At 63.6% G+C, this 17726-nt stretch carries 17 protein-coding genes; 7 read left to right on the plus strand and 10 right to left on the minus strand.

What is annotated here, in order from left to right:
• Positions 1 to 71: 71 nt before the first annotated feature.
• Positions 72 to 992 (minus strand): iron-sulfur-binding ferredoxin reductase, encoded by a 921-nt coding sequence (locus ACMGGG_RS18505; protein ID WP_063545973.1) that lies wholly within the window; start codon positions 990 to 992, stop codon positions 72 to 74.
• A gap of 241 nt (positions 993 to 1233) precedes the next feature.
• On the opposite strand from ACMGGG_RS18505, the gene ACMGGG_RS18510 reads away from it, so the two are divergent.
• Positions 1234 to 2757, plus strand: coding sequence for a fumarate hydratase (locus ACMGGG_RS18510; protein WP_414154186.1), 1524 nt, complete (start codon positions 1234 to 1236; stop codon positions 2755 to 2757).
• A gap of 108 nt (positions 2758 to 2865) precedes the next feature.
• Here the strand turns inward: ACMGGG_RS18510 and ACMGGG_RS18515 are convergent, their stop codons facing one another.
• The 7 genes from ACMGGG_RS18515 to ACMGGG_RS18545 form a co-directional block, all read right to left on the minus strand.
• Complete coding sequence (locus ACMGGG_RS18515) at positions 2866 to 3456, minus strand: GNAT family N-acetyltransferase (RefSeq protein ID WP_054893802.1); 591 nt, start codon at positions 3454 to 3456, stop codon at positions 2866 to 2868.
• A gap of 142 nt (positions 3457 to 3598) precedes the next feature.
• On the minus strand, positions 3599 to 4177 hold the full coding sequence (locus ACMGGG_RS18520; RefSeq protein ID WP_054893803.1) for a DJ-1/PfpI family protein: 579 nt from the start codon (positions 4175 to 4177) through the stop codon (positions 3599 to 3601).
• A gap of 79 nt (positions 4178 to 4256) precedes the next feature.
• A complete protein-coding gene (locus ACMGGG_RS18525; protein ID WP_054893804.1) occupies positions 4257 to 5414 on the minus strand; it encodes a phospholipase D-like domain-containing protein in 1158 nt (385 codons plus the stop codon).
• A gap of 1 nt (position 5415) precedes the next feature.
• Positions 5416 to 5997 (minus strand): YceI family protein, encoded by a 582-nt coding sequence (locus ACMGGG_RS18530; protein ID WP_414154187.1) that lies wholly within the window; start codon positions 5995 to 5997, stop codon positions 5416 to 5418.
• Between the two features lie 45 nt (positions 5998 to 6042).
• Positions 6043 to 6339: an amidase gene (locus ACMGGG_RS18535; protein WP_112899059.1), complete on the minus strand. Its 297-nt coding sequence runs from the start codon at positions 6337 to 6339 to the stop codon at positions 6043 to 6045.
• Complete coding sequence (locus ACMGGG_RS18540) at positions 6336 to 7424, minus strand: serine hydrolase domain-containing protein (protein WP_414154188.1); 1089 nt, start codon at positions 7422 to 7424, stop codon at positions 6336 to 6338. The genes ACMGGG_RS18535 and ACMGGG_RS18540 overlap by 4 nt, the downstream gene beginning before the upstream one ends.
• Positions 7425 to 7466: 42 nt before the next feature.
• Complete coding sequence (locus tag ACMGGG_RS18545; RefSeq protein ID WP_414154189.1) at positions 7467 to 8354, minus strand: acyl-CoA dehydrogenase; 888 nt, start codon at positions 8352 to 8354, stop codon at positions 7467 to 7469.
• Positions 8355 to 8490: 136 nt separating this feature from the next.
• On the opposite strand from ACMGGG_RS18545, the gene olsB reads away from it, so the two are divergent.
• Positions 8491 to 9246, plus strand: coding sequence for an L-ornithine N(alpha)-acyltransferase (gene olsB / locus ACMGGG_RS18550; RefSeq protein WP_063545976.1), 756 nt, complete (start codon positions 8491 to 8493; stop codon positions 9244 to 9246).
• On the plus strand, positions 9246 to 10037 hold the full coding sequence (locus tag ACMGGG_RS18555) for a lysophospholipid acyltransferase family protein (protein ID WP_414154190.1): 792 nt from the start codon (positions 9246 to 9248) through the stop codon (positions 10035 to 10037). The genes olsB and ACMGGG_RS18555 overlap by 1 nt, the downstream gene beginning before the upstream one ends.
• A 133-nt stretch (positions 10038 to 10170) precedes the next feature.
• Here the strand turns inward: ACMGGG_RS18555 and ACMGGG_RS18560 are convergent, their stop codons facing one another.
• Positions 10171 to 10743: an ACP phosphodiesterase gene (locus ACMGGG_RS18560; RefSeq protein WP_112899062.1), complete on the minus strand. Its 573-nt coding sequence runs from the start codon at positions 10741 to 10743 to the stop codon at positions 10171 to 10173.
• A 152-nt stretch (positions 10744 to 10895) separates the two neighbouring features.
• On the opposite strand from ACMGGG_RS18560, the gene ACMGGG_RS18565 reads away from it, so the two are divergent.
• The 4 genes from ACMGGG_RS18565 to ACMGGG_RS18580 all read left to right on the plus strand — a co-directional run bounded on the left by ACMGGG_RS18565 (position 10896) and on the right by ACMGGG_RS18580 (position 15467).
• Positions 10896 to 11198 carry an ArsR/SmtB family transcription factor gene (locus ACMGGG_RS18565; RefSeq protein ID WP_054893811.1) on the plus strand — a complete coding sequence of 101 codons (303 nt, stop codon included), beginning with the start codon at positions 10896 to 10898 and terminating at the stop codon, positions 11196 to 11198.
• Between the two features lie 13 nt (positions 11199 to 11211).
• On the plus strand, positions 11212 to 12384 hold the full coding sequence (locus ACMGGG_RS18570) for an MFS transporter (RefSeq protein ID WP_054893812.1): 1173 nt from the start codon (positions 11212 to 11214) through the stop codon (positions 12382 to 12384).
• A gap of 19 nt (positions 12385 to 12403) precedes the next feature.
• Complete coding sequence (locus ACMGGG_RS18575) at positions 12404 to 13453, plus strand: alkene reductase (protein WP_414154191.1); 1050 nt, start codon at positions 12404 to 12406, stop codon at positions 13451 to 13453.
• A gap of 226 nt (positions 13454 to 13679) precedes the next feature.
• A complete protein-coding gene (locus ACMGGG_RS18580; protein ID WP_414154192.1) occupies positions 13680 to 15467 on the plus strand; it encodes a hypothetical protein in 1788 nt (595 codons plus the stop codon).
• A gap of 58 nt (positions 15468 to 15525) precedes the next feature.
• Here the strand turns inward: ACMGGG_RS18580 and ACMGGG_RS18585 are convergent, their stop codons facing one another.
• Entirely contained in the window at positions 15526 to 17724 is a 2199-nt protein-coding gene (locus ACMGGG_RS18585) for an autotransporter outer membrane beta-barrel domain-containing protein (protein WP_112899065.1), read from the minus strand.
• Between the last annotated feature and the right edge of the window lie 2 nt (positions 17725 to 17726).

Here is a 17726-nt window from a genome sequence, read left to right on the forward strand (position 1 = left end):
CCTAAAAAAGACCGCTCTTCGGAGCGGTCTTTTTTTGGTAGCCCGCGATAGGCCGCGGTGCTGCAAGAACGTCAGGCATGCTCGACGAACACGTCAGCCAATACCTGATTTCTCGGCACACCGGCGATGAACAATCTGCGCGCGAAGCGCTCGACACTTGCGGGCGATCCACAGAGCAAAGCGATGGTCTGGCGAGAGGTCGGACGCAAGCTGGCAAGCGCCTCCTCGAGATGTTCCTGCAGCACGCATTCGGCATCGATGCCATGCATCTGGTGCAGCGCGGGTTGCAGGTAATGCCCGGCAGCGTCGCGTGCCACATGCATCACCTTGATTTCTGCCCGATGGCCTTGACGCAAAGCCTCTCGCACAACGCCCCACAGCGGGGCAAGGCCGGTACCTGCCGCCAGCAACCACAGCGGCCGCTCCTGCCAGTCGGGGTCGTAGTGCAGCGCGCCCCCTCTGAGCTCCCCCAGAACCATCTGGTCGCCAATTTTCAAGCCCCGCGCCTGGTCGCAGAAGGCGCCTGGACGTCGGCAGTCGATATGAAATTCGAGAAATTCATCCTCGCCCGGCAGGCTTGCCAGCGAATAAGGTCGCGCCACCGACCCCAGCCATAGCACCAGATGCTGGCCGGCCCGATAGCGCAAGCCACGCTCGGGTCGCAGCCGCAGACGCAACACATCGCCCAGCCAATCGACCTCAATCACCTTCGCAGGCAGGCCGTCGGTCAGGGGATCGAACACGGCAACCCGCATATCGCCGGCCACCCGGCATTGGCATGCCAATCGCCAGCCCTGCTCACGCTTGTCGTCGGGCAAGGCTTCGGGCCGGGCGTCCTGCGGCTCGCCATCGACGCAACGCACCAGGCAGGCGTGGCAACTGCCGGCCCGGCAACTGTAGGGCACGTTCAGGCCGGCGCCATTGAGGGCGTCGAGCAGGTTGCTGCCGGTTGGAACGCTGATGCAGCGCTCGCCCACACGAAGATCGGGCATGTACGAAGGGTCTCCTGAAGTCTGTTGCCATTGTACAGAGCGCCAGCAAGAACGATGCCTGGCAGCGGCCGACCATGGTCCAGACCACTCGCAGGTGTTTCCCACGGGCAGCCGCGCTATACTGCCGCGCCCTTTTTGTGCCGGCCTGACCTGCCGGTGCGCCTTGCAAGGCCTTTCGACGCGCTGGTCGGCTGTGTCGATGCCTTTACGAATGTTCCCGTCTTTAAGAGGAGCGCGCTGCATGACCGTGATCAAGCAAGACGACCTGATTCAGAGCGTTGCCGACGCCCTGCAATTCATCTCGTACTACCACCCCGTCGATTTCATCCAGGCGATGCACGAAGCCTATCTGCGTGAAGAATCGCCCGCTGCCCGCGACTCCATCGCCCAGATCCTGATCAACTCGCGCATGTGCGCCACCGGCCACCGCCCGATCTGCCAGGACACCGGTATCGTCACCGTGTTCGTGCGCGTTGGCATGGACGTGCGCTGGGACGGCGCGACCATGAGCCTGGACGACATGATCAACGAGGGCGTGCGCCGCGCCTACAATCTGCCGGAAAACGTCCTGCGCGCCTCCATCCTGGCCGACCCGGCCGGTGCCCGCAAGAACACCAAGGACAACACCCCGGCGGTGATCCACTACTCCATCGTGCCCGGCGACAAGGTCGAAGTCGACGTCGCAGCCAAGGGCGGCGGTTCGGAGAACAAGTCGAAGATGGCCATGCTCAACCCGTCCGACTCGATCGTCGACTGGGTGCTCAAGACCGTACCGACCATGGGCGCTGGCTGGTGCCCGCCTGGCATGCTGGGCATCGGCATCGGCGGTACAGCAGAGAAAGCCGCAGTCATGGCCAAGGAAGTGCTCATGGAGTCGATCGACATCCATGAACTGAAAGCCCGTGGCCCGCAGAACCGCATCGAAGAGATCCGCCTGGAGCTGTTCGAGAAGGTCAACCAGCTGGGCATCGGCGCCCAGGGCCTGGGCGGCCTGACCACCGTGCTCGACGTCAAGATCATGGACTACCCGACCCACGCCGCTTCGCTGCCGGTGTGCATGATCCCCAACTGCGCCGCCACCCGTCACGCCCACTTCGTGCTCGACGGCTCCGGCCCGGCAGAGCTGGAAGCGCCGTCGCTGGATGCCTACCCGGAAATCGTCTGGGAAGCCGGCCCGAGCGCACGTCGCGTCAACCTCGACGAGATCACCCCGGAAGAAGTCGCCAGCTGGAAACCGGGCGAGACCATCCTGCTCAACGGCAAGATGCTCACCGGCCGCGACGCTGCGCACAAGCGCATGGTCGAAATGCTCAACCGTGGCGAAGAGCTGCCGGTGGATCTGAGAGGCCGCTTCATCTACTACGTCGGCCCGGTCGATCCGGTCGGTGACGAAGTGGTCGGCCCTGCCGGCCCGACCACTGCCACGCGCATGGACAAGTTCACCCGGCAGATCCTCGAGCAGACTGGCCTGCTGGGCATGATCGGCAAGTCCGAGCGCGGCCCGACCGCCATCGAGGCGATCAAGGACAACAAGGCCGTGTACCTGATGGCCGTTGGCGGCGCCGCCTACCTGGTGGCCCAGGCGATTCGCAAGTCCAAGGTCCTGGCGTTCGCCGAACTGGGCATGGAAGCGATCTACGAGTTCGACGTCAAGGACATGCCGGTCACCGTCGCGGTGGACAGCAATGGCGAGTCGGTGCACATCACCGGCCCTGCGCTGTGGCAGAACAAGATTGCCCAGAGCCTGGCTGTTGAAGTGAAGTAAGGCTGGTTTAATCCCAGGCTGAAACAGCAGCGCCCCGTTCGCGGGCAAGCCCGCTCCTACAAGGAATGGGCTTGCCCGCGAACGGGGCGCTGCTGTTTCAGCACAGGATCACAGCAACAGATCCTTGAGCCAGAACGACAGCGTCTTGTCTGACTCATCCGCTTCATCAAGATCGCGCCAGGCATACGACGCACGCATGGACGGCTGATGCAGAAAGCCACGATTACGCCAGAAACCATGTAGCGGCTTATAGTCGTCGGGTCGTCGCGGATGGCCATTGGGCCGTTCGACGGCGCTGAACGCACAGTAATGAAAGCCGCCCAACTTGTGCGCATAGGACTCACGCTCGATGAAAAAACGCACACCCAATCCCCGCCCGCGATAAGCCGGCAGCAACACCGACTTGCCGAAATAATAGACTGTACGCGGATCGCGCCCCTGCTCGAGAAACGGCTGGCGCAACGCCTCGCTCTTGTCACTCAGCGGCAGACCGGTCGAGGCACCGACCACCCGCCCCTCGTCCACTGCCAGGATCGCCAGGCTGCACTCGCAGTCGATGTAGCGGCGAAGCGCATCGGCCTCGCACTCCGGCGTACCCTCGTAGAGGTAGGGAAACTCGCGTAGCAATGTCAGGCGCAGGCGAGCGATGTCATCGATGTAAGGCGCGATGGCAGCGCCGTGGAGCAGGCGGATTTCCATGCGGGGCGATCGCTCTGTCGATGTGGGTGACGCGCCCGGCTAAGCCGGGCCTGAGGGGAAACCCTAACATCGGCTGCGCCATGCGCCCTTTCCCCTGCGCGACGGGTATTTCTCCAGAACCGCTACCCGGCGGTATCGCGAATCAGCCGATACGCGTGCCCAGCACCTTGAGAAAAGCCGCCAGCCACGCCGGATGCGCCGGCCATGCCGGTGCCGTCACCAGATTGCCATCCACATGCGCCTGATCGATGGCGATATCCACGAACCGTCCCCCGGCCAACCGCACCTCCGGTGCGCACGCAGGATAAGCGCTGCATTCACGCCCTTCGAGCACCCCGGCCGCCGCCAGCAACTGTGCGCCATGGCACACCGCCGCGATCGGCTTGCCCGCCTGGTCGAATTCCTTGACCAGTTTCAGCACCCGTTCGTCCAGGCGCAGGTACTCCGGCGCCCGCCCACCGGGGATCAGCAGCGCGTCATACCCTTCGGCACGCACCTGGACGAAATCGAAGTTGAGGGCGAAGTTGTGCCCAGGTTTCTCGCTGTAGGTCTGGTCGCCCTCGAAGTCGTGGATGGCCGTGCGCACGGTCTGCCCGGCGATCTTCTCGGGGCATACCGCGTGCACTGTGTGGCCGACCATCTGCAAAGCCTGGAACGGCACCATCACCTCGTAGTCCTCGACGTAATCGCCCACCAGCATGAGAATCTTCTTCGCCGTCATCGCATTCACTCCTTCGTTTGCAGGGAACAATCACTGCACGATAGTCCGCTTTGTCCATGACCGATATACGGCGCAGGTCTCAGTTGCGGCGATCCAGCAGATTGACTACCAGACGATCCAGCCAGCCCCAGATCCGCTGCTGCACCCGCCGCCACAGCGGTCGGGCCTTCCAGTGATCCAGATCGACCTCCTCGCTCACGGCGAAATCCCGCGTGAAGCTGGCCAGCACCGCTGCGGTCAGCGGCGGGTCGAGGGCCTCGACGTTGGCTTCGAGGTTGAAGCGCAGGTTCCAGTGGTCGAAGTTGCACGAGCCGATGCTGACCCAGTCGTCGACCACGGCCATCTTCAGGTGCAGGAAGCATGGCTGGTATTCGAAGATCCGCACCCCGGCGCGCAGCAAGCGAGGGTAGTAACGATGGCCGGCATAGCGCACCGAAGGGTGGTCGGTACGTGGCCCCGTGAGCAGCAAGCGTACGTCGATGCCCTTTTGCGCCGCCCGGCGCAGCGAGCGGCGCACGCTCCAGGTTGGCAGAAAATACGGCGTCGCCAGCCAGATGCGACGCTGTCCACTGTTCAGCGCACGGACCAGCGAGTGCAGGATGTCGCGGTGCTGGCGCGCGTCGGCATAGGCCACGCGGCCCAGGCCCTGCCCCTGCGCCGGCATCTTCGGCAGGCGCGACAGGCCGAAGTTCTCGGGCGGGCGCCAGGCGGTACGACGGTGGTTGGCGTGCCACTGGCGGTCGAACAGCACCTGCCAGTCACTCACCACCGGCCCCTCCATGCGCACCATCACTTCATGCCACTCGCTCGCCTCCTGACCCGGTGTCCAGAATTCGTCGGTCACCCCGGTACCACCCACCACCGCCCAGTGCTCATCCACCAGCAGCAGCTTGCGGTGATCGCGGTACAGGTTGCGCAGGCCCCGGCGCCAGCGCAGGCGGTTGTACAGCCGCAGCTCGACACCGGCGGCCTGCAAGCGTTGGCGCAGTGCCGAAGGGAAAGCCAGGGCGCCGTAGTCGTCGAACAGGCAACGCACCCGCACACCACGCAAGGCGGCCGACTCCAGGGCCTCGACCACCGCATCGGCACAGGCCCCCGCCTCCACCAGGTACAGTTCCAGATCGACCTGGCGCTCGGCGCGCACGATCGCCGTGAGCATGCGCGGAAAGAATTCCGGGCCGTCGATCAGCAGTTCGAACTGGTTGCCATCCCGCCAGGGGAAGACTGGCCCTGGCATGTCAACGTGCGGTGAAGATCAGCACCGCATTCACCGGCACCGACGGGTTGATGGACTTGAGCTTGGCGAACTTGCGCAGGCTTTCCAGCCCTGGCAGCAAGCCGTAATCCTCGGCCCGCAACAGTAGCGGCTCGAGGGTCACCACCTGGAAGCGCCGCTCATCGAGGCGGGTGGCCAGCAGCAGCGCGTTGTAGTTGTGAGACTGGCCGTGCAGGGTCACGGTCAGTGGCAGGCGCAACTCCAGCTGGGCACCGTTGGCCAGGTCGTTGATCGGCCGCAGGTCGAGCTGGGCCTTGACCGTCGCTTCGGGGAAGCGCTCGACTTCGAACAGGCCGTCACGCATGCGCTCGTCACGCAGCGGAATACCGCTGCTCACCGAATCCATCTCGATGCTCAAGCCAGCCACACCCTTGCGGTCGATGGTGCCGTGCAACACCAGGAAGCGGTGCACCTCGGCAGTATCGCCGTTCTTGCCGGTGATGAACGACAGGCGCGAGGACTCGCCGTCCAGGTGCCAGTTGGCATGGGCGGGCAGACACAGGGCCAGTAACAGGGCGGGTAGCAGGCGGAGCAAACTGGACATGTGAAACCTCGTGAAGCAAGGCCAGCCACCTTACCCTGCGGGCCTTCACGGCAGCAAGCGACAACCCTCGCGAGGCCCCTGCCAGGTAGCCTGGCTACGCCGTCCCAGGCCTTCGGCGAGCACGCTGCGTGCGCGGCTGTCCTCTTCCAGGCGCCCCAACGGCAGGTACTGCTTCACATAAGCCCGGCAATAGGCCTCGTCAAACCCCATGACGAAGCGGCACGAGCAGTACTCCTTTGCCGAATACGCCGGGAGAATGCTCGGGAAATCCGACAGGGCCTGACGTTCGCTCCATCCCCAGGCCAGCAGGACCAGCAGCACCACCAGCAAGACCCGCTTCATGCGCCCTCCTTCGCCAGCACGGCCAGCACGCGCTTGAGCAGTTCGTTGTGGCTATAGCTGCCGTCGCGGTCATCGCCGTAGCGTACGATCACCAGCTTCTGCGTGGGCAGCACGTACAGCGCCTGGCCCCAGTGACCGAGGGCGGCGAAGGTGTCGGTAGGTGCGTCCGGCCAGGGCGTCGGGTTGCCCGGCAGTGGCTGGTTCAGCCACCAGTGCCCACCGGAGTTGGCATCGCCCGGCACCGGCTCGGCATGGGTGAACAGGGTGCGGTTGAAGGCCACCCAGTCGGCAGGGAGCAGTTGCCGCTCACGCCAACGCCCGTCGCGCTGCATCAGCAGGCCGATGCGCGCAAGATCGCGAGCACTGAGGTAGAGGTAGGAGGAGCCGACATAGGTACCCGCAGCGTCGCGCTCCCACACCGCATGCGTGATGCCAAGCGGGGTGAACAGCGCCTGCCAGGGATAGTCGGCGTATTGATCCGGCGCGAGCATGCCGCGCAAGGCCGCCGCCAGCAGGTTGCTGTCGCCGCTGGAATAGGCGAAATGCTCACCCGGTTTCTCGGCCTGCGCCATGCCTGCGGTGTAGGCCGCCATGTCGTTGCGTCCGCGGGTATAGAGCATCGCCACTACCGAGGATTTCAGCGGCGCATATTCATAATCTTCCTGCCAGGCCAGGCCGCTGGCCCAGTGCAGCAGGTCGACCAGGCGCAGTTGCGGATGCTCACGCAGGGCGGGGTAATAGCGGGCGGCCGGGTCATCGAGCTGAAAACGCCCTTCGCCGCGGGCAACACCCAACAGCGTGGCCAGCACGCTCTTGCTGATTGACCAGGTCAGGTGCGGGGTATCGGCACTTGTGGGGGCGGCGTAGCGCTCGTACAGGATGCGACCGTCACGAATGATCAACAGTGCATCGCTGCGCACACCGCTGCGAACGGCATCGTCGCGCAGCGGGAAGGCATAGGCGTCGACAGCCTGCCAGTCGTACTGCGTCGGATCCTGCTGCCAGTGGCTGTCCGGCCACTCCTCGGCGAACACCGGCAGGGCGATCAGCCCGAGAATACCCAGCACCACCTTCAGTCTGCCCATCGATACCTCACGCGCGGTCAATCGGCGGAGCATGCCTGGGCTTCATGACAATCCTGCAGCAGCCCAGGCCTTGGCCAGGCGCCTTTCCCGGGTCGCAGCCGCCAGCGCCAGCAGCCCCTGGTCGCGTTGCCAGAGCTGCATCCAGTGTTCGGGTCCTTCGACCAGGGCCTTGTCGATATCGACCCGCAGTGCCTGGAACTGGGCGAACAGACCGGCCAGCAACAGATGACAGCCCACGCTGTCGGCGCACTGCCGACTGGCCTCGGCACAGGCGGCGAGCAGGCCGATCAGGCGCAGGCGCAACGCCTGCGGCCAGGCGCATTCCTGGGCAACGCCATGCAGCCATCCGAGCAGCGCAGTGAGTACATAGAGGTCTTCGAGGGAGCGGAACGGTTTGACATAGGCATCCCAGCCATCACCGGCCAGCAGTTCGCAGGCCGCGTGCTTCAGTTCGACACGGGCATGGCCGACCTCGGGCATCAACGGCAGGGTCGGCAACGCTTCGAGGGTCACGCCGGGCTCACCGGGGTAGACCACCGCCAGGCTCAGCCGCGCGCCCTCGCCCTGCGCTTCGCTGCGGGCCGCCACCAACAGCCATTCGGCGTCGAGGCCTGCGGTGACGAAATCCTTGCGACCACTCAGCCGCAAGCCGTCGAGGCGGGTGTGCATGTCCGCCGGACGCACACTGCGCCGCTCGGTGGCGCACAAGGCCCCCAATCCAGCAGGCGCGCTGGGCCAGAGCACACGCAAGGCTGCCTGGTAACCGACCAGAAAGGCCAATCCCGGCGTATCCATCGCGCGCCCACCCAGCGCCGCCAGCTCGAACGGCGTGACAGCGCCCAGGCGCTCCAGCGTGGCCGCGTAGGTCTCGCCCAGGGTGGCCGCCAGCGCCTGGCGCAGCGGGTCGTTGAGTCGTTGCAACCAGGTCATCGAATGCTCCTCGTGGGGGGTGTCACGCAAGCATCACCAAAGATTCACGGAGGTGACACCGCGCCTACCTAGGCTGACTTTGCACAACAAAGCCGACCGGCCGCAACCCTATTTGGCTGGCTTATGGAGACTCGCAATGACTCGGATCGCTCGCTCTGGCGACAACAGCACTGAACGCCGTCTGCAAGCCGAACGCCTGGTCGGCGCTGCGGCCCTGCAGGAAGCACAGGCCCTGCGTTTCAAGGTGTTCAGCGCCGAATTCAAGGCCAAGCTCAAGGGCGCCGAACTGGGCCTGGACATGGATGACTACGATATCCACTGCCGCCACATCGGTGTGCGCGACCTGGCCACCGGCCAGTTGGTCGCCACCACCCGCCTGCTCGACCACCAGGCCGCCAGCAGCCTGGGCCGCTTCTACAGTGAAGAAGAATTCAGCCTGCATGGCCTGCTGCAACTGCAAGGTCCGATCCTGGAGCTGGGCCGCACCTGCGTCGACCCCGACTACCGCAACGGCGGCACCATCGCCGTGCTCTGGGGCGAGCTTGCCGAAGTGCTCAACGAAGGTCGCTACAGCTACCTGATGGGCTGCGCCAGCATCCCCATGCAGGACGGCGGCATCCAGGCCCACGCGATCATGCAGCGCCTGCGCGAACGCTACCTGTGCAACGAGCACCTGCGCGCCGAGCCGAAAAAGCCGCTCCCCAGCCTGGCCCTGCCGAACAACGTGATCACCGAGATGCCACCGCTGCTCAAGGCGTACATGCGCCTGGGAGCGAAGATCTGTGGCGAGCCTTGCTGGGACGAAGACTTCCAGGTCGCCGACGTGTTCATCCTGCTCAAGCGCGATGACCTCTGCCCGCGCTACGCCCGCCACTTCAAGGCGGCAGTCTGATGCCGGGCCTGCGGGCCTGTGCCCGCCTCCTGCGCCTGGTGCTGGTGCTGTTGCTGGGAATGGCCATGGCCAGCGTCATCGCCCTGGGCGAACGCTTGGGCCTGCACGCCTCCCTTGAGCGACGGCAACGTTGGACCTGCCTGTTCATGAAACGCCTGATCGGCGCCCTGCCCTTCGAGGTGCGGGTCGTCGGTGAACTGCCGCAGCGCTCGATGCTGTGGGTCAGCAACCACGTGTCTTGGACCGACATTCCCCTGCTGGGCATGCTCAGACCCCTGTCGTTCCTGTCCAAGGCCGAGGTACGCCAATGGCCGCTGGCCGGCTGGCTGGCGGAGAAGGCCGGCACCTTGTTCATTCGCCGTGGCGGCGGTGATGCCCAGCGTCTGCGCGAACAGATCAGCGAGCAACTGGGCCAGGCCCGACCGCTGCTGATCTTCCCTGAAGGCACCACCACTGATGGCCGCGCCCTGCGCACCTTCCACGGACGCCTGCTGGCCGGCGCCATCGACCAAGGCACACCCGTGCAGCCAGTGGCGATCCAATACCTGCGCAACGGTGAACCGGACCCAATCGCGCCGTTCATTGGCGATGATGACCTGGTTTCGCACTTGATGCGCCTGTTTGGCCGGGAGCGGGGGGAGGTGGTGATTCACCTGCTGGCGCCGGTGGAGAGTCAGGGCAAGGAACGTGCGGCGCTGGCGTTCATGGCGCAGCAGGCGATTCAGGTGGCGTTGTTCGGGGTCAAGGACGTCGAGGTGGCGGTGCCGCGTCGGCAGGCCAGGGCGGCCTGATTGCTGGGGTGGGTCGACCGGCCCTATCGCGGGGCAAGCCCGCTCCCACAGGTACCCCACTGTATCCAAAAACAATGGGGTACCTGTGGGAGCGGGCTTGCCCCGCGATACGGCCCTGACAGCCCTCAAACCCTCAACGCCCCGTAGCCGCAAACACCTGCAACTGAGGATAAAATTCACGAAAATCCGCCAGCAACGGCTCATACAGCCGCTCCAGCTCATCCATCACCCCAGCCATACCTTCCGGCCGCGACAAGCGCCGGGCAATGCCATTGAACACCTGCTCCAGCGTGGCGAAATCACCATAGGCTCCCAGCCAGTCATCCGCTGCCATGAACGGCGCAATGCGTGCCAAGCGCCCCGGCAACTGCGGCTCGGCCAACAGTACCCGGTAAAAGCTGTCGGTAAACTGCGCCAGCGGCTGATCGGCGTAATCCGCCCAGTGCCGTGCCAGGCAGTGATCGAAGAACACGTCGAGCACAATCCCGGCAAACCGCCGACGCTCCCGCGGGAAACGCGCCAGCGCCGCCAGCACCAGCGGGTGGCTGTCGGTGTAGCGATCGATCTGTCGATGCAACCGGATTGCCGCCTCCAGCTCAGGCGCAAAGCGCCCTTCGAGCGGGCCTTTGACGAAATCGCCGTACAGGCTGCCGAGCAGTTGCTGCGGCGCGGAGCCGCCCAGGTGCAGGTGTGCGAGGTAGTTCATGGCGGCATTCTATCACCGTGGACATTTATATCGTTATAACGCGATATAGCGATTTCAGCTGAGCTCAGAACCTCTTCATATTTGTATATCGCGAAATACCGATTTATATTTCGCCCTATCGCGATATACCGCTACACACCACGAGCCCAACCATGCCTCTCGACCTCGACGAAATAATAAAAGCCCTGGCCCATCCGGTCCGCCGAGACATCCTCAACTGGCTGAAGAACCCAGCGGCGCAATTCCCCGACCAGCACCACAGCACCGAATTCGGCGTCTGTGCCGGGCAGATCGATCAACGCTGCGGCCTGTCGCAGTCGACCGTCTCCGCCCACCTGGCCACCTTGCAGCGCGCAGGTCTGATCAGCAGCCAGAAGGTCGGGCAGTGGCATTTCTTCAAGCGCAACGAGGAAACCATCCAGGCCTTCCTCGAGCAGATGAGCCAAGAGCTCTGACAAGGACCTTGCAATGCCCCTTTCACTGTTGATCCTGGCGCTGAGCGCCTTTGCCATCGGCACCACCGAGTTCGTCATCATGGGCCTGCTGCCCGATGTGGCGCGCGACCTGGGGGTGAGCATTCCCGGCGCCGGCTGGCTGGTGACCGGCTACGCCCTGGGCGTGGCGATCGGAGCGCCGTTCATGGCCCTGGCCACGGCCCGTCTGCCACGCAAGGCGGCATTGGTGGTGCTGATGGGCGTGTTCATCGTCGGCAATCTGCTGTGTGCAGTGGCCAGCGACTACAACCTGCTGATGTTCGCCCGCGTGGTCACCGCCCTGTGCCACGGTGCCTTCTTCGGTATCGGCTCGGTGGTCGCGGCCAGCCTGGTGCCGGCCAACCGCCGCGCCTCGGCCGTGGCCCTGATGTTCACCGGCCTGACCCTGGCCAACGTGCTCGGCGTGCCACTGGGCACCGCCCTGGGCCAGGTCGCCGGCTGGCGCTCGACCTTCTGGGCCGTGACCGGCATCGGCGTGATCGCATTGATCGGCCTGATCCGCTTCCTGCCCCTGCAACAGGATGCCGAAAAGGTCGACATGCGTGCTGAACTCGCCTCCCTCAAGGGTGCCCGGATCTGGTTGTCGCTGAGCATGACCGTACTGTTCTCGGCCTCGGTGTTCGCCCTGTTCACCTACGTCGCGCCACTGCTCGGTGATGTTACCGGCGTATCGCCACGCGGCGTGACCTGGACCCTGGTGCTGATCGGCCTGGGCCTGACGCTGGGTAACATCCTCGGAGGCAAGCTTGCCGATCGCCGCCTCGCCGCCACGCTGGTGGGCGTGTTCGCCACCATGGCGGTGGTCTCCACCCTGTTCAGCTGGACCAGCAACGCGCTGGTGCCCGCCGAAATCACCCTGTTCCTCTGGGCCACCGCTGCCTTCGCCGCCGTTCCGGCGCTGCAGGTCAACGTGGTCACCTACGGCAAGGATGCGCCGAACCTGGTCTCGACCCTGAATATTGGCGCTTTCAACCTGGGCAACGCCCTGGGCGCCTGGGTCGGCGGCAGCGTCATCGCCCATGGCCTGGGCCTGACCAGCGTACCGCTGGCTGCAGGTGCCCTGGCTGTCCTGGCGCTGATCGTCACCCTGATCACTTTCAACCAGCGCGGCGACAACGACGCCGAACTGGCCGCTGCATCCAACTGACCTACGCGAGGCTTGCGATATGACCACGCTTTTCGATCCGATCACCCTGGGCGACCTCGAGCTGCCCAACCGCATCATCATGGCCCCGCTGACCCGCTGCCGCGCCGACGAGGGCCGCGTGCCCAACGCACTGATGGCCGAGTACTACGTGCAGCGCGCCAGCGCCGGCCTGATCCTCAGCGAAGCCACTTCGGTCACGCCGATGGGCGTCGGCTATCCCGACACCCCCGGCATCTGGTCCAACGACCAGGTCCGTGGCTGGCTCAACGTGACCCAGGCCGTGCATGGCGCCGGCGGGCGCATCTTCCTGCAACTGTGGCACGTCGGGCGCATCTCCCACCCGTCGTACCTGAACGGTGAGCTACCGGTGGCGCCAAGCGCGATCCAGCCCAAAGGCCACGTCAGCCTGGTGCGTCCGCTGAGCGACTACCCGACTCCACGTGCGCTGGAAACCGAAGAAATCGCTGACATCGTCGAGGCTTACCGGACCGGTGCCGAGAACGCCAAGGCTGCTGGTTTCGACGGCGTGGAAATCCATGGCGCCAATGGTTACCTGCTCGATCAGTTCCTGCAGAGCAGCACCAACCAGCGCACCGACCAATACGGCGGCTCGCTGGAAAACCGTGCCCGCCTGCTGCTGGAAGTGACCGACGCGGTGGTCGGTGTGTGGGGCGCCAAGCGCGTTGGCGTGCATCTCGCACCACGGGCCGATGCCCATGACATGGGCGACGTCGACCGCGCCGAGACCTTCACCTACGTTGCCCGTGAACTGGGCAAACGCGGCATCGCCTTCATCTGCTCGCGGGAAAAAGAAGCCGACGACAGCATCGGCCCGCTGATCAAAGAGGCGTTCGGCGGCCCCTACATCGTCAACGAACGCTTCACCAAGGCCACCGCCAACGCAGCACTGGCCAGCGGCAAGGCCGATGCCGTCGCCTTCGGCATCCCGTTCATCGCCAACCCTGACCTGCCAGCACGCCTGGCAGCCGATGCGCCGCTGAACGAGCCGCACCCCGAGACGTTCTACGGCAAAGGGCCAGTGGGCTACATCGACTATCCGCGTTTGTAATGCGCGCCGCAGAGAATGAGCCTTGCCGGCTCGTTCTCTGCCGCCAGTCGACCTGACGCATTTGGCAGGCCCCAGATAAGGATCCGGTCGGATCACGACCATTGACATTGACTGTCGCGGCGCAAGCCCGGTACGTACTACCTAATATTTTTGCCAGTTTCCAATCAGCCGTTCACACCGTTGAATAGGACGTCACGCAAACCCGCGCCCGCACCGGGAGTAGATGATGTCGACAACGCCGCACCTTCATGCACAAAACGCGCTACTGCCCCGCCCCACAGTGGACTATTCCGTAAGGGGGGAACTGGACCCCGAAAAAGTCCCCGCCGGTGGCACCTCGCTCCGGGTACCGGCAACGGCAGACACCCAGGTCGGGGACACGCTCCATGCGTTCTGGACTGGGCCGGAAAACGACGAGAACGACTCCCTCACCGACTACATTCCGATCAACCAGGCAAATGCGGGGCGCGAGATACCTTTTCCCGTCCCGAAAAGATTCGTCACTGCCAGCGAGGGAAAACAGGTCGGGGTGAAATACGAAATCGAACGAGAACGACAGCGCCTTCCCTCGGAAGAACTGGTCCTGAGGATCGGCAGTACACAGGTCCACTACCCCCGACCTAGCGTGGTACAGGCGCCTGGGGACAGGCTCGACCCCATGGTGGCACGGGACGGAGTCGAAGTATTGGTCACTTATCCCGACATGCGGACAGACCAGACCATCACGATGTACTGGCAAGGCACACCTGGCGCAGGGACCCCCGATCCACAGTCCAAACCAGGCAGTGGATCGGGAAGCCAGTCCTTCGATACTCTCGCCTCGGTGGTGGGCGCAAATGTCGGTAAAAGCGTGACGCTGTATTACAGCGTTGTCTCACCAGGCGCAGACCGAATCGAGTCAGCCCGGACGACACTGACGGTATCACCCTTCGCCGATACCGACCTCCCCTCCCCGGACGCGGACGAAAGTCGCAACGGAATACTCGACCTCAGTACCTTCGCCTCGGATGCCAACCTCATAGCCTCACCCTGGCCACTGATTGCCGTCGGACAACGCTGCTGGATGGAAGCAAAGGGCGAGAACAGCGATGGCTCAGAGTACGCCAAACCTGTTGCTATCGGCCTGTCCATCACACCATCACACCTCTCCGATGGACTGCGCTTGCCACTGGCGCGCAGGGACCTGGAGGGCTTGCGTGATAACAGCACCTTGACACTCTCGTTACGGGTCACCTTCGACGGAGCCAATGATCCCGCTTCGTCCCAGGCATTTCCCATCATGAATCTGCGGGTGGTGATCCAACCGGCAACGGCCCTGCCTGCCCTGGCCATCGTCCAGGCAGTCGGAGGCAAGCTCGACCCCCTGCATGCTCTAGGCTCGGCAATCGCGAAGATCCGTTACCCCGGCATGCTCCCGAGCGACACACTGGTGCTCTATTACCAGGAGAGTCCAGGAACATACGTCCCCGTGGAAGGCTACGCATCAGGCAGCGCCACCCAGACTCAGTACATGACCGTTCCACACGCAGTGCTAGCATCGCATTTGGGGCGCTCACTGGTATTGAACTACCGGCTGATTCACGCCGACCCCACTATTCCCGAGGCCAGCAGCCAGGATTTAACGCTGGAGGTACTGCCCTTTTCGCCAGAAATATTACGCGCTCCAATGCCAGAGCAGGCCACGGATGGGGTACTGGACCTCAAACGCTTCACAGCAGATGCGGCATTGGTGCTGGAGGATTGGTTCTTCATGGCTGCAGGGCAACGACTATGGCTTACTGTCAGCGGCACGCTGGCGACGGGAGGCCCTTTCAGTCGACAACTTGCCGAGGCGCACGTCATAACGGCCGAACAGGCGGGGCTGGCATTGGTCTACAAACTCGAGAGACGTGATCTGGCCTCACTCGAATCGGGCAGTGAACTGCGCTTCGAAACCTGGGTGAACTTCGAAGGCAACGATCGGAAGACACGCGCATTGGCCTTTCCGGTGTCGACAGTCACGGTCCGTCAGTAGTCCCTGAGGCAAGAACTCGAGCCCGCGCACCCAAGTCAGTGCGCGGGCTCGGGCGTTTTCAGAAGTTGTAACGCAGGCCAAGATTCACACCGTAGGGCTGCTCGATGTTTTCGCCGTTGCTGTACTGGAACTCGCCGTGCAATTGCAATACCTCGGACACCTGAGCCGCCAGGCCTACGGCAAACTCCCCACGGGTGCCGGAAAGATCGTTGCTGAAGCGGTTGTCATTGACCCTGACCTTGTTGCCCTTGATGAACTCATGAGCCGCAGCTGCTTTCACATAGGGCTGCAGGGTTGCGCCACCCTCAAGCTGAATGTTGCGCCCGAGTTGGGCACCCAACTTGCCCAGTACCGAATCGGCACCCTCACTGCGCGCTCGCAAACCGTTGTCCAGTGAGTAACTGTCAGAGCCAACCCACAGGGTCGACAATTGGGTGAAGGGTTCCACGTACCAGCCGTCGTCGAGCTTGATGTGCTTGCCGACTTCGATCGAGGCGCCCAGGCCACTGTTGTCGTAGCTGCCTTTGGCTCGCACGCCATCACTCATGATTACGTCGCCGCGATTGTCGAAACGGTTGTACTTGATTACGCCATCGACGTAATAGCCGGCGTCGGACATCCAAGTGGTATAGGCACCCACATAGTAGCTCTTGACCTTGCCGGACGATCCCAGGCTGAAGTTGAGATCGGACTCGCTGTAACCACCCATGACCCCGACCAGCCAGCGTCCATCGTGGCCTGGCACTGCTCCGTCGGCACCGATGCTCAGGCCGCTCTGGTTCTGCTGATAGGCGACACCACTGCCCGCGGATGTATTGAAGCGATTACCATAGCTGCGCATCCAGACACCCTGACCCTGCCCCAGGCGCAACTCGCCCATGCGGGTACGCAGCGATGACAGCTCGCCATACCAGACGGTCGGTGCCGCGCTGAACAATCCGAGTACTACGCGAGTGCTTGGGGTGACGATCGGGCCGCCATCGTCGGCAAGCTTCTGCACCAAGTACCAATTGTCATCGGTTTCACCTTTTTCCAGGGTGTAGACGAACGCGCCGCGGTCGACCTCATGTTCCAGGCCAAACTGTGCACTACCGCCCCCGGTCTGGACCAACAGCTGCGGCTGGGCACCCGCCTGGGGTTCGTTGCCGGTGCTGCTGACGCTCAACTGGTGATTGCCATTCGCTTCATTCCTCACCACCAGTTTGTCGCCTTCGGACTCGGCCAGATCGACCTTCATCACGAACACGCCATTGCCCGACAAGCTATCGACCGTCAGTGTCTTGAAACCCTCGGATACCGTGCCATCGGTATTGAGCACTACCCTGCCGCCATTGAGCGAAAGGTCCTTCACACCGTCCGTCTGCAGTTGACTCAGGACCCAGGTGGCATTGTCGATTCCCAGGCTTCGCACGTTGGTCATGTTGCCGGTCAACGTCGCCTGGTTGCGCAGGGTGATGTCTGCATTACTGGTGGAATCGACCACGATATCACCTTGAAGAGTGCTGTCGTCGACCACGAAGTCTGCCGTCATGCCACGATTGACTTCGAGAATGTTGCCGTTGCTGCCCGAGAGCTGACTCTTGTTGCCAACCAGGATGTGCGCTGTGCCCTTGTTGCCGTTGCCACTGTCCCTGACAACGATGGCGGCACCGTTCTGGCCGACCACGGTGGAACTGTCGAGGTTGACCCGCGCCTCGGGCGCGGCAGTGTTTCGGTCCTGGCGTATTTCGATACCCGAAGTTGCGCCGGTGATAGCCGTACCTTGGGAAGCGTTGAGTGTCGAACCCAGTACGAATGCTCCGACGCCGCCGGTCCCGGTGACGGAGGTTCCAGCCAGGTCCAACGTACTCCCACCTGAAAAACTCAAGCCGTTCTGACCAGTGATGCTGCCGCCGGTGGCACTCATCGTTGCGGCTGAAGATCCGCTCGCACCATAGGTACCACCAGTGACCGTCGCATTGTTCAGACGCGCCGAGCTGCCATCGTTCAAAGCAAGGCCGGTGGCTGGACCTCGCCCTTGTATCACGCCTCCATCGACGACCACCTGGGAACCATTACGCGCCTCCACATCAAGAATGCTGCCGCTCGAGCTCACCTCAAGGCGAGAGCCGTTGAGCAACAAATAGAACTCGGATTCCGGAACGTCCACCCGGGCACTTTCTCCGTCGAGGGTCTTTGCATGGGCGATGCCGTTAACAGTCATCGCAACCAGGGTAGCGACGAAGGACAAGTGTGATTTGTGCGAGTTGAGTGTCATGC

The sequence above is a fragment of the Pseudomonas sp. BNK-44-b genome, assembly GCF_047456245.1.
GTDB lineage: Bacteria > Pseudomonadota > Gammaproteobacteria > Pseudomonadales > Pseudomonadaceae > Aquipseudomonas > Aquipseudomonas machongensis.